The 22,760-nt window shown below is 64.6% G+C and carries 16 protein-coding genes and 5 pseudogenes; 12 read left to right on the top strand and 9 right to left on the bottom strand.

Annotated features, from left to right (window positions below; genetic code table 11):
• Positions 1-15: 15 nt before the first annotated feature.
• Positions 16-909: a YihY/virulence factor BrkB family protein gene (locus AB8Z38_RS27055; RefSeq protein ID WP_369720768.1), complete on the top strand. Its 894-nt coding sequence runs from the start codon at positions 16-18 to the stop codon at positions 907-909.
• Here the strand turns inward: AB8Z38_RS27055 and AB8Z38_RS27050 are convergent.
• Both AB8Z38_RS27050 and gluQRS read right to left on the bottom strand, forming a co-directional pair.
• Entirely contained in the window at positions 836-2,140 is a 1,305-nt protein-coding gene (locus tag AB8Z38_RS27050; protein WP_369720767.1) for an ATP-binding protein, read from the bottom strand. The genes AB8Z38_RS27055 and AB8Z38_RS27050 overlap by 74 nt on opposite strands.
• A gap of 104 nt (positions 2,141-2,244) precedes the next feature.
• Positions 2,245-3,116 (bottom strand): annotated as a pseudogene (gene gluQRS, locus AB8Z38_RS27045) (tRNA glutamyl-Q(34) synthetase GluQRS).
• Positions 3,117-3,290: 174 nt separating this feature from the next.
• Between gluQRS and AB8Z38_RS27040 the strand changes: the two are divergent.
• Complete coding sequence (locus AB8Z38_RS27040) at positions 3,291-3,944, top strand: DNA-3-methyladenine glycosylase (RefSeq protein WP_369720766.1); 654 nt, start codon at positions 3,291-3,293, stop codon at positions 3,942-3,944.
• On the opposite strand, the gene AB8Z38_RS27035 is transcribed toward AB8Z38_RS27040, so the two are convergent.
• On the bottom strand, positions 3,941-4,828 hold the full coding sequence (locus AB8Z38_RS27035) for a LysR family transcriptional regulator (protein WP_369720765.1): 888 nt from the start codon (positions 4,826-4,828) through the stop codon (positions 3,941-3,943). The two genes, AB8Z38_RS27040 and AB8Z38_RS27035, sit on opposite strands and share 4 nt — an antisense overlap.
• Before the next feature lie 179 nt (positions 4,829-5,007).
• On the opposite strand from AB8Z38_RS27035, the pseudogene AB8Z38_RS27030 reads away from it, so the two are divergent.
• The 6 genes and pseudogenes from AB8Z38_RS27030 to AB8Z38_RS27005 all read left to right on the top strand — a co-directional run bounded on the left by AB8Z38_RS27030 (position 5,008) and on the right by AB8Z38_RS27005 (position 12,480).
• Positions 5,008-5,981: pseudogene (locus AB8Z38_RS27030) on the top strand (NAD(P)H-dependent flavin oxidoreductase).
• Positions 5,982-6,014: 33 nt separating this feature from the next.
• Positions 6,015-7,193: an ABC transporter substrate-binding protein gene (locus AB8Z38_RS27025; RefSeq protein WP_369720764.1), complete on the top strand. Its 1,179-nt coding sequence runs from the start codon at positions 6,015-6,017 to the stop codon at positions 7,191-7,193.
• Positions 7,194-7,215: 22 nt separating this feature from the next.
• On the top strand, positions 7,216-8,739 hold the full coding sequence (locus AB8Z38_RS27020; protein ID WP_369720763.1) for an acyl-CoA synthetase: 1,524 nt from the start codon (positions 7,216-7,218) through the stop codon (positions 8,737-8,739).
• 151 nt (positions 8,740-8,890) lie between these two features.
• Positions 8,891-10,649, top strand: a pseudogene (locus tag AB8Z38_RS27015) (flavin-containing monooxygenase).
• An 83-nt stretch (positions 10,650-10,732) separates the two neighbouring features.
• Positions 10,733-11,707, top strand: a complete 975-nt coding sequence (locus AB8Z38_RS27010; RefSeq protein WP_369720762.1) for a peptidyl-alpha-hydroxyglycine alpha-amidating lyase family protein — start codon at positions 10,733-10,735, stop codon at positions 11,705-11,707.
• A 215-nt stretch (positions 11,708-11,922) separates the two neighbouring features.
• A complete protein-coding gene (locus AB8Z38_RS27005) occupies positions 11,923-12,480 on the top strand; it encodes an HNH endonuclease (protein ID WP_369720761.1) in 558 nt (185 codons plus the stop codon).
• A 42-nt stretch (positions 12,481-12,522) separates the two neighbouring features.
• Here the strand turns inward: AB8Z38_RS27005 and AB8Z38_RS27000 are convergent, their stop codons facing one another.
• Together AB8Z38_RS27000 and AB8Z38_RS26995 are read right to left on the bottom strand one after the other, a co-directional pair.
• Positions 12,523-13,548, bottom strand: coding sequence for a hypothetical protein (locus AB8Z38_RS27000; protein WP_369720760.1), 1,026 nt, complete (start codon positions 13,546-13,548; stop codon positions 12,523-12,525).
• A complete protein-coding gene (locus AB8Z38_RS26995; RefSeq protein ID WP_369720759.1) occupies positions 13,533-14,147 on the bottom strand; it encodes a hypothetical protein in 615 nt (204 codons plus the stop codon). Before AB8Z38_RS26995 ends, AB8Z38_RS27000 begins: the two co-directional genes overlap by 16 nt.
• A 315-nt stretch (positions 14,148-14,462) precedes the next feature.
• On the opposite strand from AB8Z38_RS26995, the gene AB8Z38_RS26990 reads away from it, so the two are divergent.
• The 4 genes and pseudogenes from AB8Z38_RS26990 to AB8Z38_RS26975 all read left to right on the top strand — a co-directional run bounded on the left by AB8Z38_RS26990 (position 14,463) and on the right by AB8Z38_RS26975 (position 18,927).
• Positions 14,463-15,713 (top strand): glycosyltransferase family 87 protein, encoded by a 1,251-nt coding sequence (locus tag AB8Z38_RS26990; protein WP_369720758.1) that lies wholly within the window; start codon positions 14,463-14,465, stop codon positions 15,711-15,713.
• Between the two features lie 144 nt (positions 15,714-15,857).
• Positions 15,858-16,079, top strand: coding sequence for a dodecin (locus AB8Z38_RS26985; RefSeq protein ID WP_369720757.1), 222 nt, complete (start codon positions 15,858-15,860; stop codon positions 16,077-16,079).
• 178 nt (positions 16,080-16,257) lie between these two features.
• Positions 16,258-18,163: pseudogene (locus AB8Z38_RS26980) on the top strand (diguanylate cyclase domain-containing protein).
• A 98-nt stretch (positions 18,164-18,261) separates the two neighbouring features.
• Complete coding sequence (locus AB8Z38_RS26975; RefSeq protein ID WP_369720756.1) at positions 18,262-18,927, top strand: HAD family hydrolase; 666 nt, start codon at positions 18,262-18,264, stop codon at positions 18,925-18,927.
• Positions 18,928-18,951: 24 nt separating this feature from the next.
• Here the strand turns inward: AB8Z38_RS26975 and AB8Z38_RS26970 are convergent, their stop codons facing one another.
• The 4 genes and pseudogenes from AB8Z38_RS26970 to AB8Z38_RS26955 all read right to left on the bottom strand — a co-directional run bounded on the left by AB8Z38_RS26970 (position 18,952) and on the right by AB8Z38_RS26955 (position 22,738).
• Positions 18,952-19,920, bottom strand: coding sequence for an ABC transporter ATP-binding protein (locus AB8Z38_RS26970; protein ID WP_369720755.1), 969 nt, complete (start codon positions 19,918-19,920; stop codon positions 18,952-18,954).
• Positions 19,917-20,897 carry an ABC transporter ATP-binding protein gene (locus tag AB8Z38_RS26965; protein ID WP_369720754.1) on the bottom strand — a complete coding sequence of 327 codons (981 nt, stop codon included), beginning with the start codon at positions 20,895-20,897 and terminating at the stop codon, positions 19,917-19,919. The genes AB8Z38_RS26970 and AB8Z38_RS26965 overlap by 4 nt, the downstream gene beginning before the upstream one ends.
• Positions 20,897-21,813 (bottom strand): annotated as a pseudogene (locus AB8Z38_RS26960) (ABC transporter permease). The gene AB8Z38_RS26965 and the pseudogene AB8Z38_RS26960 overlap by 1 nt, the downstream one beginning before the upstream one ends.
• On the bottom strand, positions 21,779-22,738 hold the full coding sequence (locus tag AB8Z38_RS26955; RefSeq protein ID WP_369720753.1) for an ABC transporter permease: 960 nt from the start codon (positions 22,736-22,738) through the stop codon (positions 21,779-21,781). The pseudogene AB8Z38_RS26960 and the gene AB8Z38_RS26955 overlap by 35 nt, the downstream one beginning before the upstream one ends.
• Between the last annotated feature and the right edge of the window lie 22 nt (positions 22,739-22,760).

Below are 22,760 nucleotides of genomic sequence, written 5' to 3'. Positions count from 1 at the left end.
CGGGGTAGGTGGCGCGTGAAAGCAATCCGTTACATCTACGTCGTGGTGATGGATGCGTTCTACACGTTCCTGGCCGATGACGGCTGGGCGATCGCGAGCCATATCGCGCTGTCGACATTGATGGCGCTGTTTCCGTTCCTGATTGTGCTGACCTCGCTCGCCGGCTTCTTCGGTTCCAAGGAGCTCGCCGACCAGGCCGCCAGCCTGATGCTCCAGGTCTGGCCCAAGCAGGTCGCGGATTCGATCTCGGGCGAAGTGCACGATGTGCTGACCACCACGCGTTCCGGGGTGCTCACCGTCGGCGCGGTGCTGTCGGTTTACTTCGCCTCGAACGGCGTCGAGGCGCTGCGGGTTGCGCTCAACCGCGCCTACGCGGTGGTGGAGATGCGGCGCTGGTACTGGCTGCGGCTGGAATCGATCGGCTACACGCTGATCGCGGCCTTCACCGCGCTGGCGATGGCGTTTCTGATCGTGCTCGGCCCGCTGATCATCGAGGCTGCGCGGAGCCATATTCCGCTGTTCGTCGAGTCCAACGAAAGCATCCTCACCTGGCTACGCTACGGCATCACCGTGAGCGCTCTGGTGGTGGCGTTGATCATCCTGCACACCTGGCTGCCGGCGGGCCGGCGCAGCTTCCTCCAGATCCTGCCCGGCATCGTCTTCACCATTGTGGCCTCGCTGATCTCGGGCATCGTGTTCGGACAGTACCTGGCGCGCTTCGCCAACAATTACGTGACGATGTATGCGGGGCTCGCTTCGGTGATCATCGCGCTGGTGTTTCTGTACTTCATCGCCGCGATCTTCGTGTACGGCGGCGAGCTCAACGCCGCGATCATCAAATCGCGGCTTCCTCACGGCGTGTCGCTTCAAGCAGCGCAGTCGCTAATGCCCGCGGAGACACAGGCTTGACCAGGAAGGCGTCGGCGCCGGCTTCGCGCGACGCCGCCTCGTCCTCGCCGCGGCCGGAGACCCCGATGATGGGGATTTGAGCCAGCGGTGTCAGCATGTTGCGGATTTGCCTGATCGCCTCGACGCCGTCGATGCCCGGCAAGACCATGTCCATCAGTACCGCGTCGAATGCTCCCTGCGCGAGCCGGTTGACCGCGTCCTCGCCGCGCCCGATGAACTCCGCATGATGGCCGAGCTCGGTCAGGATGGTGTTGAGCACGACGCGCCCGAACGGATTGTCCTCGACGCTGAGCACGCGCAACGGCACCAGCGCATCCGTTTCGCTGGCGCCCGATTTGCGGGACTTCACCGGTCCCGCCGCATCGAGAGAGACCGTCAGCGTGAACGTGGCACCGCCGCCGTGCCGCGGTGCGACCGTGATGTCGCCGCCCATCGCGCGCGCCAGTTGCTTGACCGAGCACAGCCCCAGGCCGGCGCCGCCGAAGCGCGAGGCAATGGTGACATTGGCCTGCGTGAAGGGACGGAACAGCCGCTTGATCTCGGCCATGGTCAGGCCGATACCGCTGTCGGACACCGCGAAGGCAACGCCGACCCTGCGCTTGGTTTTGTCCTTGATCTTGTCTTTGGCCTTATCGTTGGCCTCGCCACTTCGGCTGCCATTGGCAGGTCGCCAAGGCATGGCCGAGATCGCGACGCCGCCCTGGTCGGTGAACTTCACGGCGTTGTCGATCAGGTTCTCGAGCGCCGCGCGCAGGCGGACGGAATCGCCGACCACGAGACCGGGGAGATTTTCGGAGATATCGACTTCGGCCTGAAGGCCCTTGGCTGCGGCGCGCCCGGCGAGGGAATCACCGGTGCTGCGGGCAAGCGCCCGCAGGTCGAACAGGTCCTGCCGCAGCGAGCTTCCGCCGTTCCCGCCACCTCTCCCGGTTTTGGCGGCGTCGACAAACAGGGTGGCAAGGTTCGCAAGGTGTTCGGCGCCGGCCTTGATCGTGTCGGCCCAGCGCCGTTCCCGCTCGCCGAGATCGGAGGTCGCAAGGAGATCGCTGATCGCCAGGATCCCGGTCAGAGGGGTGCGAACCTCGTGGGCAAAGGCAGCGAGCGCCGCCTGGACCACGTCCGGTTCGGCCGGGGTGCTGCGCTTGCGCAGCTTAGCGGCCGTCCCGGATCGCTTCCGAGGCGATTGCCCGGGCGTCCGCGTGGTGCGCGCTGAGCGCGTATTCGCCGCCATAAATCCCCTTCGAAGTATCCGCTTCGAACCCCGGGCTGGTTGGCGAGCATGGCACAGCGGAATGCCCGGAGTCACGGCGGCGTTTTGCTAACCCCCAGAGAAACTTAACCTAATCCCACCAGATGGCGGATGCTTGCAGGTGTGGCTCCGGCAGCGCGCAGCTCCCGCAAGCCCGTCGAGCGGCTCGATTTCGACAGCTTCCGCCCCTCGCCGTCGCGAATCAGGGCGTGGTGGCGGTAGGCGGGCTCGCGCAGGCCCAACAGGACTTGCAGCAGGCGGTGGACCGAAGTGGCATGAAACAGGTCCTGGCCCCGCACCACCTCACTGACCTCCTGGAGCGCATCGTCCACGACCACAGATAGATGATAGCTCGTCGGGGTCTCCTTCCGGGCCAGGATCACATCGCCCCAGGCCTCGGCTCGCGCGGGAACGACGCCACGCTCGCCGCCGGGACCTTCGCCGAGTTCGTTCCAGGTCAGGCCGGCAACGCGGGCGCAGGCGGCCGCCATGTCGAGCCGCAGCGCATAAGGCGCGCCGGAGGCGATCAGCCGCGCCCGTTCACCGGGGGCATTGATCTCGCCTCGCCGGGGTAAAGCGGCGCACCGTCGGGATCGCGCGGCCAAGGCCCCTCGGCCTCGCGCGCGGCCACGAGCCTTGCGATCTCGGCGCGGCTTTCGAAGGCGGGATAGACGAGGTCGAGTGCGGCGAGCTTTTCCAGCGCGGCGCGATAATCCGGGAGATGCTCGGACTGCCGCCGCACTGTTGTTTCCCAGGCAATGCCGAGCCAGGCGAGGTCCTCGTAGATCGCGGTCTCGAACTCGGGCCGACAGCGTGTGGCGTCGATGTCCTCGATGCGCAGCAGCAATCGCCCGCCAGTCTCGCGCGCACGGTCGGAATTCAGCAGCGCAGAATAGGCGTGGCCGAGATGCAAGAGGCCGTTCGGGCTGGGGGCAAATCGGAAAATGGGTGGCGTCATGCGAAAGAACTCGTCATGGCCGGGCTTGACCGTCGCGGTTGTCATTCCGGGGCGGTCCGCAGCAACGAGCCCGGAATCTCGAGATTCCGGGCTCGGTGCTTCGCACCGCCCCGGAATGACGGAGTAAGATATTCGGTACGCGGTCAAGCCCGTGCATGATGAGTTTAGGCCACCATGACCATCCACCTCGAAACCCAATCCGACCTCGAAAACGCCATCCACACGCTGATCAAGCGCGACCCGCGCCTCAAGCCCATACTCGAGATCGCGGGCATGCCGGCATTGCGGCGGCGTGAGCCGGGCTTTGCGGGGCTTGCCCATATCGTCTGCGGGCAACAGCTCTCGACGGCGAGCGCCGCGGCGATCTGGGGGCGGCTCTCCGCCGCATTCGATCCGTTCGACCATGATGCGGTGCGCCGCGCGCGCGCCGACCGGCTGGGGCGGCTCGGACTGTCCGCGGCCAAGATCAAGACGCTGAAGCATCTCGCGCGCGAAATCATGGCGGAGCGGCTGAATCTCGACGTGCTCGCGGAAGAAGACGCCGATGCTGCCCATCACACATTGATCGCGCTGCCTGGCATCGGACCGTGGACCGCGGACGTCTATCTTCTGTTTTGTCTCGGCCATGGCGACGCCTGGCCTGCAGGCGACCTCGCCGTGCAGGAGGGCATCCGCATCGGGCTCGGCTTGCCGGGGCGACCGACGGAAAAGCAGATGGCGCCGCTCGCCGAGCCCTGGCGGCCGCTGCGCGGTGCCGCCGCGCATCTGTGGTGGAGCTATTACCGCGCGGTGAAGAAGCGCGAAGGCGTGATCGCCGGGCAAACCTAGCCGCGTAAGCTCGCGCGATCGGTTCGGGCGCATTCTGCGACGAAATCGACGACGGCGCGCACCGCCGGCAGTTCGACCAGGTCGGGATGGGCCAACAGCCAGAGGTCCGCCACGCTCGCGAGCTTCTGCGGCGCAACGCGCACCAGATCTGGATAGCTTTCCGCAACGAAGCACGAGAGCGCGGAGATTCCGATCCCGGCGCGAACCGCCGCCAGCATGTCGCCCTGCGACGAGCAACGCATCACGACCGTTGCCTGACGCGTGACGACGTCGCTCCAGCGCGCAAGCTGGACATTGGAGGTCTGGTCGGCGAACCCCACAACACTGTGGCCCTTCCACTCGCCGCGCCGCTCCGGCAATGACCGTGCGCCGGCATAGTCGCGTGAAGCATAAAATCCGGTGCCGAGACGGCCGATCTTGCGGCCGACCAGATTTTCCTCGCCGCTGTCGAAGGGGCGCAGCACCACGTCCGCCTCGCGCCGGCGTACGCTCGCCGGAAACGGATGGGTGATGATCTCGAGCTGGATGTGATCATGCGCGCGCAGGAAGGAAGGCAGGCGCGGCATCAGCCAGTGCGACGCCAGCGTCGCACCGATCGACAGCTTGACGGTGCCGCGCGCCTTGTGCCCTCCCGCCGCGACTGCCGTCTCGGCCCGCAGCGCTGCCGCCGCCATCGTCTCGGCATGCTCACGCAGCGTCCGGCCATCGGCTGTCAGCACCAGCCCTTCGGCGGCGCGCACCAGCAATCTGGTGCCGAGCTGGGCTTCCAGCGCCGCGATCTTGCGGCTGACGGTCGGATGGCTGGTGTGCAGCCGGCGTGCCGCCGCGGTGAAACTGCCGGTCTCGGCCACCGCGACGAAGGTCTTGCAAAGGTCCCAATCCACCTTCAGCCCCTGTTCAAACCTGAATGGTCGGCCGTTCAACATTGAACGATCAGGACCCGCTCGCCAACCCCTATAGTGGCTTCAAATCCGCGAATGCGGCCGGCAAGCCGCCGGCGACGATCAACAGGAAACGCCCTCCCCCATCGCACGCCCGCGGGGCTCGTTTCCGGGAGGACATGATGGCGCTGCCCGCTCTCTTGAAAGACAGTCTCGAACTGCCGGTGGTCGGCTCGCCGCTCTTCATCGTCTCCGGACCGGAGCTGGTGATCGCGCAGTGCAAGGCGGGCGTGGTCGGCTCGTTTCCCGCGCTCAACGCCCGCCCGGTCGAGAAGCTGGACGAATGGCTGAGCCGCATCGAGGATGAGCTCGGCGAATACAAGTCGCGCTATCCCGGAAAAAGGTCGCGCCCTACGCGGTCAACCAGATCTGCCATGCCTCCAACGACCGGCTGATGAAGGACATGGAGACCTGCGTGAAGCACAGGGCCCCCATCATCATCACCTCGCTGCGGCCGCCGGCCGAGATCGTCGAGGCCGCGCACTCCTATGGCGGGCTGGTGTTCCACGACGTCATCAACGTCAAGCATGCGCGCAAGGCCGCGGAGCAAGGCGTCGACGGCCTGATCCTGGTGTGCGCCGGTGCCGGCGGCCACGCCGGCACGCTGTCGCCGTTCGCGCTGGTGCGCGAGGTCAAGCAATGGTTCAAGGGCACCATCCTGCTGTCAGGCGCGATCAGCGACGGTTACGGCGTCGCCTCCGCCGTGACGCTCGGGGCCGATCTCGCCTATATGGGCACCCGCTTCATCGCGAGCGCGGAGGCTAACGCCGCCGACGCGTACAAGACGGCGCTGGTTCAGCATGCCGCCCACGACATCGTCTATACGAATCTGTTCACCGGCGTGCACGGCAACTATCTCGGGCCCTCGATCGCCGCCGCCGGGCTCGATCCAGACAATCTGCCGGTCGCCGACAAGACGAAGATGAATTTCGGTTCCGGCGGCAACACGAAATCCAAGGCATGGCGCGATATCTGGGGCTCAGGCCAGGGCATCGGCCAGATCACCGACGCGCCGCCGGTCGCCGAGCTGGTCGATCGGATGAAAGCGGAATTCGATCAGGCCCGGCAGGATCTGCTGATCCGCGCCAGCGCCTGACCTTTCAGACTGACAAGACACCGGGAGGACACCATGAAGCTTGCAGCTGTACTAATCGGCATTTCCTTGCTGACGCTCGCCGCCGGGAGCGCCTGCGCCGAGGGCAGCGACGAGATCCGGATCGGGCAGACCCTGCCTTACAGCGGTCCGGCCTCAGGCTTCGGCGCGATCGGGCGGACCCAGGAGGCGTTCTTCGACAAGGTCAATGCCGAAGGCGGCATCAACGGACGCAAGATCAAGTTCATCACGCTGGATGACGCCTATTCGCCGCCGAAGACGGTCGAGCAAACCCGCAAGCTGGTGGAGCAGGACGAGGTGCTGATGATGTTCGGCTCGCTCGGCACCGCCACCAACAGCGCCGTGCAGCGCTACCTCAACGCCAAGAAGGTGCCGCAGCTGTTCGTGCTCTCGGGCGCCACCAAATGGGCCGATCCGCAGAAGAACCCGTGGACCATGCCGGGCATGGCGGCCTACGAATCCGAAGGCGTGGTCTATGCCAAGTACATTCTGCAGACCAAACCCGACGCCAGGATCGCCATCCTGTCGCAGAATGACGATTTCGGCCGCGACTATGTCGCCGGCTTCAAACGCGCGCTCGGGGCCAAGGCGGCCGGCATGATCATCGCGGAGGCGAGCTACGAGACCAGCGCGCCGACGATCAGCTCGCAGCTGTCGACGCTCAAGGCCTCGGGCGTGCTGTTCGGCGTCGTGCTCGGCAAGTTCACCTCGCAGATGGTCAAGGGCGTGGCCGAGATCGGCTGGAAGCCGGACCTGTTCTTCGTGCCCACCTCGGCCTCGTCGATCTCGTTCCTGGAGCCGGCTGGGCTGGACAATGCGGTCGGCCTGATCTCGTCGAGCAACCAGAAGGACACGATGGACCCGCAATGGGCCGACGATCCCGGCGCGAAGGAGTATTTCGCGTTCATGAAGCAGTACATGCCGACCGCGGATCTCTCCAATTCGAACTACGCCGCCGGTTACCACTATGCCACGCTGCTGATGACGGTGCTCAAGGCGTGCAAGGATGACCTCAGCCGCGACAACATCATGCGCCAGGCGGCCTCGCTCAAGGACGTGAAGCTGCCGCTGTTGCTGCCGGGCATGACCGTCACGACCGCCCCGGACGACTATCTGCCGTTCCAGCAGCTTCAGCTGCGGCGCTTCAACGGCAAGAGCTGGGTTAGTTTTGGCGACGTGCTGGACGACCGCTAGGCCTGACGGATAAGGACGCGACATGATCATCAGCGGTGAACGCCGGATCGACTATCCCGACCTCCATGCACGGATCAGACGTGCGGCGGGCGGGTTCAGCGCGCTCGGCGGACGGGAGGGCACGCCGGTCGCCATGATGCTGCGCAACGATTTCGCGTTGTTCGAGGTGATCGCAGCTTCAGCCGCGCTCGGCAGACCGGTGGTGCCGATCAACTGGCACCTGAAGGCCGCCGAAGTCCGTTACATCCTTGCCGACAGCGACGCCGACATTCTGATCTGCCATGCCGACCTGCTGCCGCAGATCAGCGACGGCTTGCCGGACGACCTGACGCTCATGGTGGTGCCGACGCCGCCGGAGATCGCCATGGCCTTCGACATCCCGCCCGCGCTGACGGAAGTTCCGGACGGACTGACCGATTGGGACAAGTGGCGGGACGGCCAGACGGAACTGGCCCAGCCACCGCAGCGTGGCGCGCCGATGTTTTACACCTCGGGCACCACGGGCATGCCGAAGGGCGTGCGACGGATGCCAATGCGCCCCGATCAGGTCGCGGCCTCCGAACGCGTCGGCGCGATCGCCTACGGCATCAAGCCGAAAGAGGGGCAGATCGTGCTGATCAACGGCCCGATGTACCATTCCGCCCCGCACTCCTACGGCATGCTGGCCTATCGCAGCGGCTGCACCATCGTGCTGGAGGCCCGGTTCGATCCGGAAGAGCTGTTGCAGCTGGTCGAGCGCCATCGCGTCACCCACATGCATATGGTGCCGACGATGTTCGTGCGCCTGCTGCGGCTGCCCGACGCCGTGAAGCGGCGTTATGATCTGTCCTCGCTGCGCTTCGTGGTCCACGGCGCGGCGCCCTGCCCGCCCGACGTGAAAAAGGCGATGATCGATTGGTGGGGGCCGGTCATCAACGAATATTTCGGCTCGACCGAGACCGGGATTCCGGTGTGGCATTCCGCTGCCGAAGCGCTGAAGAAGCCCGGCACCGTCGGTCGCGCCATCGAAGGCGGCATCGTCAAGATCTTCCACGGCGACGGCCGACTGTGCGGCGTGAAGGAGCCCGGTGAGATCTACATGCGGCAGACCTCGGTCCCGGATTTCGACTATCACGGCAAGGCCGAGGCCCGCGCCGAGGCCGGCCGCGACGGCCTGGTCAGCGTCGGCGACGTCGGCTATCTCGACGAGGACGGTTACCTGTTTCTGTGCGACCGCAAGCGCGACATGGTGATCTCCGGCGGGGTCAACATCTACCCCGCCGAGATCGAGAACGCGTTGATTGGAATGCCGGGCGTGCGCGACTGCGCCGTGTTCGGCATACCCGATGCCGAATTTGGCGAGCGGCTGTGCGCCTATGTCGAGCCCGAACCGGGTGCCGAACTTTCATCCGCGGCCGTCCAATCGTTCCTGCGCGAGCGGCTCGCCAACTTCAAGGTGCCGAAGGACGTCGAATTCCGCGACGCGCTGCCGCGCGAGGCCACCGGAAAAATCTTCAAGCGCAAGCTGCGGGAGCCGTATTGGGCGGGCGTGAGTCCCGGCGCGTAAGCTGGCGCTTGCGGAAGCGGAAGCCCGGACCGCATGCCGCCCGAGCAAGCCCACATGCCTGCACCGCTTGGATCGGCGGCTTTTTGCGTATCGCGAAACGGTATACCGTCGACCTCAGAGGGAACGCCGCGAAGACGGCACGAGGTCGCGTATGCTGGACAGGACCAAGGACATTTCCGCATCCGCGCAAGCCTGGCTCGATGGATTCGAGCGGGTGCTTGGCCAATCCGATGGCGCTGCGCTGAACCGGCTGTTCGCGGTCGACAGCTATTGGCGCGATGTGCTGGCATTGAGCTGGAACCTGCAGACGATCGCGGGCCGCGCTGCGATCGTGGATGCGTTGCCCGCGCTCGCACCGAAGGCGGCGCCAAGCCATTTCAAGATCGCGACAAACCGCGCGCCGCCGCGCTGGGTCGCCCGCGCCGGCACCAACACGATTGAGGCCATCTTCCAGTTCGAGACCGCGCTCGGGCGTGGCAGCGGCATCCTGCGGCTCGTGCCCGATGCCGCCGACGGCGACCGGTTGAAGGCATGGACGCTGCTCACCGCGCTCGATGAATTGAAAGGTTTTGAGGAGCAGCTCGGCACGTCGCGGCCGCGGGGGCAGGCCTATTCGCGCGATTTCCGCGGGCCGAACTGGCTCGACCTGCGCAATGCCTCGCGCGAGTACTGTGAGCGCGATCCCACCGTGCTGGTGGTCGGCGGCGGCCAGGCCGGGCTTGCGATCGCGGCGCGGTTGAAGCAGCTGAATATCGACACGCTGATCGTGGATCGCGAGGCCCGGATCGGCAACAATTGGCGCAAGCGGTACCACGCGCTGACCCTGCACAACCAGGTGCAGGTCAACCATCTGCCCTACATGCCGTTTCCGCCGAGCTGGCCGGTCTATATCCCCAAGGACAAGCTCGCGAACTGGTTCGAGTCGTACGTCGACGCCATGGAGCTGAATTTCTGGACCGGCACCGAATTCGAGGCAGGTGCCTACAGCGAGGCGGACGGCCACTGGACAGTCACGCTGCGACGCGCAGGCGGCAGCAGGCACACCATGCATCCGCGCCATGTGGTAATGGCGACCGGCGTCAGCGGTATCGCAAACGTCCCTCAGATTCCGAGCCTGGAGAATTTCAACGGCACGCTGCTGCATTCGAGCCGCTACGAGGACGGCGAGATCTGGCGAGGCAAGCGCGCCATCGTCATCGGTACCGGCAACAGCGGCCACGACATCGCGCAGGATCTCTGTTCCAGTGGCGCGGATGTGACGCTGGTGCAGCGTTCGCCGACGCTGGTCACCAATATCGAGCCGTCGGCGCAACTCGCTTACGCGACCTACAATGAAGGCACGCTCGAGGACAACGATCTGATCGCGACCTCGATGCCGACGCCGCTCGCCAGGAAGACCCATGTGATGCTGACCGAGCAATCGAAGGAGCTCGACAACGAGCTTCTCGACGGTCTCCGCCGCGTCGGCTTCAAGCTCGACTTTGGCGAGGCCGGCACGGGCTGGCAGTTCAAATACCTCACCCGCGGCGGCGGCTATTATTTTCAACGTCGGCTGCTCCAACCTCATCGCCGAGGGCGCCATCAAGCTCATCCAGTTCGCCGACATCGACAGCTTCGTCGCCGATGGCGCGCGGATGAACGATGGAGCGATCCTCCCCGCCGATCTCATCGTGCTCTCGACCGGCTACAAGCCGCAGGAATATCTGGTGCGAAAGCTGTTCGGGGACGCGGTCGCCGATCGCGTCGGCCCGATCTGGGGCTTTGGCGACGGCCTCGAGCTGCGCAACATGTATGCGCGCACCGGGCAGCCGGGCCTGTGGTTCATCGCCGGCAGCCTCGCACAATGCCGGATCAACTCGAAATATCTCGCGCTGCAGATCAAGGCGATTGAGGAAGGGATTTTGGAGTAGCCTGGGCTGCACCGACGCGCACCGCTTGAGCAACACCGGAAGCGGACGAGCGCAACAGAGACAATCAAAGGAAAGGACCACATATGCCAGCCATTCTCGGCAGCGGCGAGCACCGTTACCGCGTCGTCGAAAATTTCGCAAAGCTGCCGGACGGCTGGACGCTGACCGACGTCGCCGCGGTCGCGGTCGACAGCAAGGATCAGGTCTACGTCTTCAACCGCGGTGCCCACCCGATGGTTGTGCTCGACCGCGCAGGTAATTTCCTGCGCAGCTTTGGCGAAGGCCTGTTCTCCCGCGCGCACGGCCTGCATATCGACGCCGACGACAATCTCTATTGCACGGATGACGGCGACCACACGGTGCGCAAATGCAGTACCGACGGCAAGGTGCTGCTGACGATCGGGATCCCGGCAAAACCGGCCGCCTTCATGAGCGGCGAGCCTTTCCATCGCTGCACACACACCGCGCTGTCGCCGAAGGGCGAGATCTACGTCTCCGATGGCTATGGCAATGCCCGTGTGCACAAGTTCACGCCGGACGGCAAGCTGATCAAAAGCTGGGGCGAGCCCGGCACCGATCCCGGCCAGTTCAACATCGTGCACAACATCGCGACCGATGCCGACGGCTGGGTCTATGTCGCCGACCGCGAGAACCATCGTGTGCAGGTGTTCAACGGCGAGGGTAAGTACGAGACGCAGTGGAACAATCTACACCGGCCCTGCGCGCTGTGCTGTTGCGGCGGCAAGACACCGACCTTCGTGATCGGTGAACTCGGTCCAGGCCTCGCCATCAACCGCAACGTGCCCAATATCGGCCCGCGGCTGTCGATCGTGGACGCAAATGGCAAGCGCATTGCGCGGCTCGGCGGTGAAGACGGCCCGGGCATCGCCAGCGGCAAGTTTCTGGCGCCACACGGTATCGCGCTGGATTCCAGGGGCGACATCTATGTCGGAGAGGTCGGCGTCACCAACTGGGACACCAGCTTTCCGAACCAGGAGATGCCCGCGGTGGTGCGCGCGACGCGCTGCTTGCAGAAGCTGGAGCGGGTGCGCGAATAACCCTCAGGCGCAAGGCCGGAGATGGCTGGGGCAACATAGTTCCGCGTCGGCTGGACCCGCGCCGGATCCCGGCGTTTTTGAGCCCTTTTGCCACCCAGCCGCCGTATTGCATGCGCCTGAATAAGTCGCTCAACGGGCTTCACAATCCCGTCACGCTGCATGTAGTATGTCTGTACATGCTGCTTCGCAGCGTACATGGAGGCCGGGAGCGTTACTTGAACGCACATGTCTCGCAAGGCAGTTGGCCGGTGTTGGTGCTGAATGCGGACTTCCGGCCGCTGAGTTACTATCCACTGTCTCTGTGGTCGTGGCAGGACGCGATCAAGGCGGTGTTCCTCGAACGCGTCAATATCGTCGCGCATTACGATCAGGCGGTTCATAGTCCCACGCTGCAAATGCAGCTGCCGAGCGTCGTCTCGCTCAAATCCTTCGTCAAGCCGACCACCCACCCCGCCTTCACCCGGTTCAACGTCTTCCTGCGCGATCGCTTCGCCTGCCAATATTGCGGCTCGCCCGAGGACCTCACGTTCGATCACATCATCCCGCGCAGCAAAGGCGGCCAGACCACCTGGGAAAACGTGGTTGCGGCGTGCTCGCCCTGCAATTTGCGCAAGGGAAATCTGACCCCGGTCCAGGCCAAGATGTTTCCGCGCCAGCACGCCTTCGCCCCGACGGTGCACCAGCTCCACCGCAACGGCCGCCTGTTTCCGCCAAACTATCTGCACGAGAGCTGGCTGGACTATCTGTACTGGGATACGGAGCTGGATCCATAGCGGTGGCGCACTTCGCGTCGTGCTGCTCGGTGTTGGAGCTGGTTACGGCGCGATGATGTCCAGCCTGTCCCGCGGCGGAATGGTCGCTTTGAATGCCTCGAGCGCTGCAGTCACCTCCGCGGCATCGGCCAACGACGTGCGGTAGAAGGCGACATCTCGTTGCGACAGGCTCACCGTCGTCGTTCGCAGCACGGCGACCTTTGTCCAGGTCGACGGCACACCTTTCGGAAACCAGGCGTCGTAGATCATCACCAGGCCGACACCGTGATCGCTGGCAAGCGCTGCCATTTCCGCAGGTCCATACTGCCCCGCGGTCCTTGCCTTCCGCACCTGTTCCGAACCAAGGCCCCAGAGATCCAGCGCGTAGTGACGATTGCCGTAGGCGACCAGCCCGAGATCGTTGACCGCAACCGCGCGCCTGTAAAACGATTGGGCGAAACGAGCCATCTGGTATTGCTGCTCGTAGATATCACTCGCAGCGATCGGCGTGACCAGCGCGGTGGTCGCGTAAGGCATCGCAGCAACGCCGAGCCCAACCACCAGCACGACTTTCGTGACGGACCACTGCAACGCGGACAAGCACGGCCTGAGCTGCGCGATGGCCCAAAGCAACGCTGCCGCCGCAAGTGCCATGATGTAGACCTCATACCGGTTGAACCAGCCATATTGACCGAACACTAGATGCGCGGCGATGGCTGCGAGAACGGTCAGACAGACGACCACCGCCTTGCGTTCGGTACGCAGCCAGGAGGCGCAACCGGCCAGCGCAAGGCCGAGCAGAATAAGCCGCAGGCCATAGGAACTGGTTATGCTCCGCATCATGTTCTTGACAAGCGCGGGCAAATTGCCCGCGGACTCGTCGAGATTGGCGAGATAGCCTTTCAACAGCACAGAACTCGGCAGCAGCGGAAGACCGCGCGACGCCATCAGCGCGAAATAGCCAGCCAAGCTCATGACGATAACGAGCGCGGCGCTGGCGGCAAACCGCCGATGACCGAGCAGCGCGAAGCCGGCAATGGCCGCACAGGCAAACGCGGCCCCCTCGAACCGGATCAGGGGAAGCAGCACCAGAGCAATAAAGTGCAGCGGCGTTGGCGTGCCTCCGCGAGCCGCCCAATCAAGCCGACGAAGGTTACGACGGACGCCCACACATGAACGCTGTGTTCCATGCCGGTCATGGGCAGCGCCACGGCGCTGACGTTGAATATCAGGATCAGCGCGATCAGATAGCCGAACGGACGATCGCTAGCGTCATCGAACAACCCGCTCTGTTCCAGAGCACGCAGGAGAGCAAACACTGTCGCACATGCGGCAGCGCCGTTGATCAGCAGCGGGCCGAATGCGCCGAGATGCAGCGCCTCGGTCAGCGCGAGAAGATAAGGCCAGATGATCGAGGAGCTTGGCGATGAATATTCACCGGCATTGACGCCATATCCGCCGGAGAGAATCTGGTCGGCAACGGCGAGATGGATATAGGCGTCATCGAGGGTGAAGACGAGCCTGAAGTCGCACTGCGCCAAGCTGGCGACGAACTCGGCGGCAAACAGCCAGAACCAGATCAGCACGGCAACGGTTGAGGGGCGTGTCCACACGCGAATGCTGGAGCTCGCGGACGACAACCCGCCTGCCTGGTTCAGGCGATCGCAATCGTTCACGGCAACCGTCACAGAGCTCTCCCGGGACCCAAAGCCGAACCCAGCCCTCGTCCATCGCACCCTATACGAGCAAGAGTTTAATCACGGATTTCCGCCAAGCATTCCTGATCGCCAAGCATGCCTGATCACAAGGCATGCCTGACCCTTTGCGTCAGCATTCGTTAACGACGATGAGCTCCTGGCCTTACTGTCCCGGGCAACACGTTTCTGAGCTGCACGAACGACCCGTTACCGTCCGTTAAGCCTGAGGCGGCAAGCTCTGCACCACGCGCAACCGCGCTTCCCGTTGTTCGATCCTCCGTCAATTGGCCAGGTCGCTTCATTCTCATGCTCACCTCAACGCTGGAGCAGATTCAGGCGTCGCCACGCAAGCGGACGATTTATGTCTGCGTCATTGTCACGCTGCTGGCCATCATGCTCGTCATCAAGACCTTCCGGTTCCTCGAGGCAGGATTCTGGTACGGCGGCCAGACCGTCGATTTTGCGGCCTTCCATATTGTCGCGCAACGGATCTGGGTTGGCGATCTTGACCTGACCTATCAGTTCTCGTCGTTCCTGAAGATGCAGCACGCGGCGGCCGGCGGCCCGGCTGACGTCATGCCGTGGACCTACCCGCCGCAATTCGACCTGCTTCTCGCACCGCTCGCATTCCTGCCGGGCTGGGCCGCCTATTTTGTCTTCACGGCGGTCACGCTCGCAGCCTATCTGATGGCGCTTCGTGCCGTAGCGGGAAACAATTTTGCGCAGGTGCTCGTCGTCGTCTTCCCGGCGATCGCGATCGCGATAGCCTGCGGCCAGAACGGCCTGTTGACGGGAGCGCTGATCGGACTGATCTGCATCAACGCGGAACGGCGCCCGGTTCTGGCGGGCCTCGCGCTCGGCGTGATGGTCATCAAGCCACATTTGGCCATTGCAGCGGGCGCCTACATGCTGCTGACGCGCCGCTGGCCGACGGTCCTGACCGCCGCGGCCGTGGTGGTCGCGAGCTCGCTCCTCTGCACGCTCGCCTTCGGCCCGCAGATCTGGATCGCCTGGCTCGGCAGCATCCGGGAAGCTGCAGACTATCTGGAGGAGGGCCGGTACCAGCTGTTTCGGATGATATCGGCCTATGCAGCACTGTACAACGCCGGCGTCCCCGCTGCCGGAGCGTTCTGGGGGCAGATGGCGATGGCGGGTCTGGCGCTCTTCGCTATCGCACTCGCCGTCGCGCGCGGACCGTCGCACCGCTTCGCGCTCGGCGTCGCCGCGGTCGCCTCCGTGATGATCAGCCCCTACGCCTACGACTACGACCTGCCGATCGTGGGGATCGGTCTCGCATTGTTGCTTCCCGACCTTGTCACACTGGCGAGCCCGCGCGAACGCGGCGCGATCTATGGGCTCATCCTGCTGGCCAATGCCTACGGGCTGCTGCAATCGGCGCGGCTGGCCGCGGAGAAGGTCGGCTCCAGCGACTTGCAGCGCTACATGACCCCGGCCGTCGGCGGATTCGCGCTCATGGCCGTGCTGGCGATGCTATTGTGCTTGCTGCTGCGCGACGCCAAACCGGCGGCGGTCCGCCTGCATAGTGAGCCCGCGTAACTTCACGCACGTCGCGCACTTGCCCTGAGTGGTCATGCCGCTGGCGTATGCGGCCCATGCGGATCACGGAACCGGAAAGCCCGGCGCTCGTTCAGCTGGGAGGCCCACGCGGCGTGTGCCGCGGCGCAACCGAGGGAGCTCACCATGCCCACAACCGAGCAGGATCACGTCTACAAGATTCTGGAACTGGTCGGATCGTCCGAGAACTCGATCGAGGATGCGATCAAAAATGCGGTCAGCCGCGCCGCCAAGTCCGTTCGCGAGATGAAATGGTTCGAGGTCGTGCAGACGCGCGGCCACATCGAAAACGGCACCGTGCGCCACTATCAGGTGACGCTGCGCGTCGGGTTCACGCTGGAAGGATGAGGCAGCAGCGGCGAGCGACGCCGGTGCGGACCGGCATGGTTAACATCCTCCGAGCGTAACCCGTCGAAATGTCGACGGGGCTGCGTCCGGCCGAATACGGGTTCGCACAATGCGCGCGGATGATGCAATAGCCCATTAAGGCCAAAGTGAGAGGTTTGCGCCGAACGGAGCAAGCCTGATGATCACGGGCCGCGAATTCGGCAGGACGCGTCTTCCGCTCTGGGCAGCGGGATTCGTGGTGCTGATCTGCGCCGCGATCCTCGGCCTGAGTGGCTGGCGCGAATGGGAAGCGCGCGCTACCGAACTCAAGAACGCCGAGATCGACGTCGCCAATCTGGCGCAATCGCTGGTCCAGCATGCCGACGACACGTTCGAGCTGGTCGATACGCTCCTCATCGGTCTGGTGCATCGGCTTGAGCTCGATGGAACCGGCCCGGACACGATCGTAAAGTTGCAGGCCTATCTGCCGACCCGCAAATCATCGGACCGCGTTCGCGGCATTTTCGTGTACGACGAGACCGGCCGATGGCTTGCAACCACCGAGCATGTCGATTTCTCCAAGCTCAACAACAGCGACCGCGGATATTTCCAGCGTCATCGCGACTCGCCGGATCCGGGCACGCTGATCGGGCGGCCCGTCAAAAAGCCGCGCCGGCGGCCAGTGGGTCATCACCGCGTCGCGGCGGATCAACCATCCCGATGGCAGCTTCGCCGGCGTGGCCCTGCTCACGATCGACGTCGACTATTTCGTCAGGTTCTACGAACGGTTCGACGTCGGCTCGAACGGCTCGACGTCGCTGCTGAACAATGACGGCATTATGCTGGCGCGCAGCGGCGACAACAGCGGCGCCTTCGTGGGACGCGACCTGTCGAATGCACCATTGTTCAAGCAATGGGAAAGCCGGCCGGCCGCGTCCGTCTACTACTTCAAATCGCCGCTCGATAACGTCCAGCGGCTGAGCTACTACCAGCGCAGCAGCCGATATCCCCTGATGGTGCTCGCGAGCAAGTCGCAGGATGAGGTGTTGGCTCCCTGGCTACGCGCGGCGCTCGTACGCATGAGCGTCGTCCTTGGCCTCGTGCTGCTGATCGCGGTGATCGGCTTCTACCTAGTCCGCCAGCTCTTGCAGCGCCAGCGCACGGCACAGGTCCTGGCCGCCAACGAAGCCCATTTCCGCCTGTTGGCCGAGCAATCCAGCGACATGGTGACCCGGATCGACCTGGACGACCGGCTGCTCTACATCTCTCCGTCATGCGCGCGCATCATCGGCTGGTCTCCCGACCAACTCGTGGGCACGTCGTCCGTGGCCGGCATCCACGCGGAGGATATGGAACGGGTCGCGCAGACCATTGCCGCGCTGAAGAAGGGCGAGGCCGAGGAGGCGAGGCTTGTCTATCGTCAGCGCCATCGCGAGAAGGGCGAGATCTGGGTCGAGGCGGCTCTGCACGTGACGCGAGCCTCCGACAGCGGCGAGATCGATGGTGTCGTGGCGGTGGTGCGCGACATGACCGAGCAAAAGGGCTTGCAGGACAAGCTCACCTCGCTCGCGGCGACCGACGGTCTGACCGGGCTCGCCAACCGGCGCGCATTTGACGAGCGCCTCGCGGACGAATGGGCACGCGCCCGGCGCGATGGCACGCAGCTTTCCCTCCTGCTGATCGACGTCGATCATTTCAAGTCGTTCAACGACCACTACGGGCATCTGGCGGGCGACGGTTGCCTGCGCGTGCTGGGTCGGATTCTGTCCGCCCATGCCAAGCGCCCGGCCGATCTTGCGGCGCGCTACGGCGGCGAGGAATTCGCGGTGCTGTTGCCGAACATCGACGCGGGTGGCTGCGCCGGAGTCGGCGAGGAAATTCGCGGCGCATTGCGCGACCTCGCCATGCTGCATGCGCAGAATCTGCCGTCGCGGCTCGTCACGGTAAGCGTCGGCGCCGCGACGGGGTTTCCATCCCAGACCACGACCGACTGTAATGCGCTGGTGGCAGCCGCCGACCGCGCGCTCTACGCCGCCAAGGACAGCGGCCGCGACCGGCTGGTGATGTCGGGTCAGGTCGTGGCCTGGCCGGCAAAAAGCGCCTGACCAAATCGGCTGCAACCCTCCGCGGCGGTCGACATCGGCCATCACACGTTCGCCCCTCGCAGCAAGGTTTGTGGAATGCGTTCCGACCGGATATGACTGTGCCCACGGCCGGATGTCTCGGCCAGGCCGAGAGTGTGCTGGTGACTGACGGGATCAAGCTTGTCCTCTTCGACATGGACAATGTCCTCTGCGACTACGACAGGGAAAAGCGCGTCGCATTTCTGGCGGAGCTTGCGGGCTGCACCAGCGAGTTCGTCCACAAGGCGATCTGGGAAGCCGGGTTCGAACTTCTCGGCGATTCCGGCGCGCTCGATGCCGCGGACTATTTGCGGGGCTTCGGCGAACGCATCGGTTATCCGCTGTCCCTCGATGAATGGGTGGAGGCGCGGCGCCGTTCGATGACGGCCGATCGCGCCATGCTGGAGATTACCGGCCGCTTGCGCGATACCGTGGATATTGCGGTCTTGACCAACAACACCACGCTCGTGACCGACCATATCGACACGCTGCTGCCGGAATTGCGGCCGCTGTTCGGCTCCAGAATCTACACCTCGGCCCAGTTCAAGACGGCCAAGCCGGATCCACACTGCTATCGCCTCTGCCTGTCGGAGCTACAGGTGGCGCCGCAGACCGTCCTGTTCGTCGACGACCTCGCGGAAAACGTCACCGGCGCACGCGAGGCTGGCCTCTTTGCGTATCATCACACGTCGCTAGAGGCTTTCAGCAAGGCCTTGTCCGAGCACGGCCTGTGCTCAGAGAGATGAACGCGTGTCCCGCCTGGTTCGACATCAGGCGAGATGGCACGCCACGAAGTGCCCGCCAGCACCTTCCCTCAGCTCCGGCGCGCTCTCCGCGCAGCGCGGTTCGGCGATCGGGCAGCGGGTGTGGAAGTGGCAGCCTGATGGCGGCTTCATCGGGCTCGGCACATCGCCCTTGAGCCGGATGCGGGCACGCTTGAGCTTGGGATCCGGCACCGGCACGGCGGAGAGCAGCGCCTTGGTGTAGGGATGCTGCGGATTGCGGTAAAGGTCGCTGGCCTTGGCTAGCTCGACGATGCGACCGAGATACATCACCGCAACGCGGTCCGAGATGTGCTCGACCACCGACAGGTCATGTGCAACGAAGAGATAGGTGAGATTCAACTCGGCCTGGAGATCTTCCAGCAGGTTGATGACCTGCGCCTGGATCGACACGTCGAGCGCCGACACCGGCTCGTCGCAGACGATCAGTTTTGGTTCGACCGCAAGCGCGCGCGCGATCACGATGCGCTGGCGCTGCCCGCCGGAGAATTCATGCGGGTAGCGGCGCATGTGCTCTGGCTTGAGGCCCACTTTCACGAGCAGGCTCGCGACCCGCTCTTCGCGCGTTTTGGCGGAGGACGCGAGATTGTGAATGATGAGGGCTTCGCCGAGGATGGAGCCGATCGTCATGCGCGGATTGAGCGAGGCGAACGGATCCTGGAACACCAGTTGCATGTTCCGCCGCATCGCGCGCAGATCGTTGCCGCTGAGCTTGCGCACGTCCTGGCCGTCGAAGGTGACCTCGCCGTCGGTCGGCTCGATCAGGCGCAGCACGCAGCGGCCCGTCGTCGATTTGCCGCAGCCGGATTCGCCGACAAGCCCGAGCGTCTCGCCGCGATTGACCGAGAACGACACGCCGTCGACCGCATAGACGCTGCCGACCTGGCGCGACATCAGGCCGCCGAGCACGGGGAAATGCTTCTTCAGGTTGGAGACGCGCAGCAAAGGTTCGCTCATGCCGCGTCTCCCAGATGACAGGCCATGCGATGGCCCGGCGCGATCTCGCGCAACAGCGGCTCCTTCTCGGTGCAGATGCTCATGGCGTGGCGGCAGCGCGGCGCAAAGCGGCAGCCGACCGGCGGATTGATCAGGATCGGCACCGAGCCGCCGATCGCCTCGAGCCGGATCTTGTGCTCGGCTGCGAGGTCGATGCGCGGAATCGAGCGGATCAGGCCTTGGGTATAGGGGTGGCCGGGATGGGCGAACAGGTCGTCGACATCCGCCTCCTCCACCACCTTGCCGGCATACATCACCACCACGCGCTGCGCGGTCTCGGCGACGACGCCCATGGCATGGGTGATCAGCATCACCGCCATGCCGAAGCGTTCCTTCATGTCCTGCAACAGATCGAGGATCTGCGCCTGGATGGTGACGTCGAGTGCGGTGGTTGGCTCGTCGGCGATGATCAGCTTGGGCTTGCAGGCGAGCGCCATCGCGATCATGACGCGCTGGCGCATGCCGCCGGAGAACTGATGCGGATAGTTGTGCACGCGGCCTTCCGCATTGGGAATCTGCACCAGCTTCAGCATCTCGATGGTGCGCTCGAGCGCCTGCTTTCGGGTGACGTTCTCGTGCCGGCGCAGGCTCTCGGAGATCTGCTCACCGACGGTGAGCACCGGGTTGAGCGAGGTCATCGGCTCCTGGAAGATGAAGCCGATCTCCTTGGCCCGGATGTCATCGAGCTGGTTGCTCGTCAACGGGACCAGATCGCGGCCCTCGAAGATGATCTCGCCCGCCGCGATGCGGCCGGGCGGCATCGCGATCAGCTTCAGGATCGACATTGCGGTGACGGTCTTGCCGCAGCCGGACTCACCGACGACGCAGAGCGTCTCGCCGCGGTTGATGGAGATGTCGACGCCGTCGACTGCCTGGAGGATGCCGTCGTCGGTGGAGAAATGGGTTTTCAGCCCCTTGATCTCGAGCAGCGGCGCCATCAGATCACCCGTCGCGCATCGAGCGCGTCACGCAGACCGTCGCCGATGAAATTGATGGCGACCACCGCGATGAAGATCGCGCCGCCCGGAAACAGCGCCCAGTGCGGACCGATGTCGAGGAAGTCCTTGGCATCGAACAGCAGCCGGCCCCAGGTCGGGGTATCCGGCGGAAACCCGAGGCCCAGAAACGACAGCGTCGATTCCGCGATGATCGCGGCGGCAACATCGATAGTGCCGGCGATGATCACCGGACCGAGCGCGTTGGGCAGGATATGGCGCACCACCTGCCGCACCGGGCTCGCGCCCAGCGCGCGCGGGCTTCGACGAATTCCTTCTCGCGGATCGACAGGAACTGCGCGCGCACGAGCCGCGCCACCGGCATCCAGCGCAGCCCGCCGATTACCAGCACGATCAGGATGAAGATGCCGCCCTCGGGCCCGAACGCGGCCTTCAGCCCATCGCGAAACAGGTAGATCAGCAGGAGCAAGAGCGGCAGCTGCGGCAGCGACAGGAAGAGGTCGGTGAGCCACATCAATCCGTGCCCGAGCGCGCCGCGCGACATGCCGGCCAGCGCCCCGATCAGCGTGCCGATGAACACCGAGACCAGCATCGCGGCGAGCCCGACCGCAAGCGAGATGCGGCCGCCATAGATCATGCGCGCCAGAATATCCTGACCGAGATCGTCGGTGCCGAAGGGATGCGCCAGCGAGGGCCCCTGCAGGCCCGCCACGACGTCGATGTCGTTGATCGAGACGCGCCAGAGGAAGGGGCCGATCACCACCGCCAAAATCAGAATGAGGAGCAGGAAGGCGCTGACAAGGGCGAGCTTGTGGCGGCTGAAGCGCCGCCACATCTCGCGCCCGGGCGAGTAGACGCCCCGCTCAGCGGAGGGAGATGCGAGGGTCAAGCCAGCCATACAGCACATCCGCAATGAGATTGAAAAGCACCACAAGGCACGCGAAGACGAAGGTGACGGACATCACCACCGGCGTGTCGTTGGACAGGATGGAGGAAATCAGCAGCGAACCGATGCCGGGGATGCGGAAGATCTGCTCGGTGATGATGGCGCCGCCGAACACCGCAGGCATTTGCAGCGCGATGAGGGTGACGACCGGGATCATGGCGTTGCGCATCACGTGCTTGATGATCACGCGGCGCTGGCCGAGGCCCTTGGCGCGCGCCGTGGTGACGTAATCGAGCCGGATCACGTCCAGCATCGCCGAACGCACGAAGCGCGTCATCGATGCGGCCTGGAATAGTCCGAGCACCGCCACCGGCATGATCGCCTGCCGGATCATCTCCAGCACCCAGCGGATGCCGGTGGCCTTGATGTCGGTCGAATAGACGAACGGCAGCCAGTCCAGCGTCACCGAGAAGATCAGGATGAACAGGAGGCCGGTGAAGAAGGTCGGCAGCGAGAAGCCGATGAAGGCGAGCGTGTTTGCGATCTGGTCGAACAGCGAATAGGGCTTCGTCGCAGCATAGGCGCCGACGGGAATCGCGATCAGCAGCGCCAGGATTTGCGCGGAGCCGATCACGTAGAGCGTCGCCGGCAGGCGCTGCAGGATCAGCGTGTCGACGTTCATCCGGCTGACAAAGGAGAAACCCCAGTCGCCGTGCAGCATGGCGTTGAGCCAGTGCAGGTACCGAAGGTAGATCGGATCGTCGAGGCCGAACCTGGCCCGAAGCGCCGCCTGCACTTCGGGCGGCACATTCGGATTGGTCGCCAGCTCCGAGAACGGATCGCCGGGGGCAAGCGCCAGCACCACGAACAGCACCAGCGAAATCGCCAGCAGGCTCGGAATGGCGACCAGAAGCCGACGCAGGACATATTGACTCATCAGGGAAGATTCCCGTCTAGGC

The sequence above is a fragment of the Bradyrhizobium sp. LLZ17 genome, from assembly GCF_041200145.1.
Lineage (GTDB): Bacteria > Pseudomonadota > Alphaproteobacteria > Rhizobiales > Xanthobacteraceae > Bradyrhizobium.
Note: the sequence above shows the minus strand (reverse complement) of the source record. Positions and strands in the feature narration are given on the sequence as shown.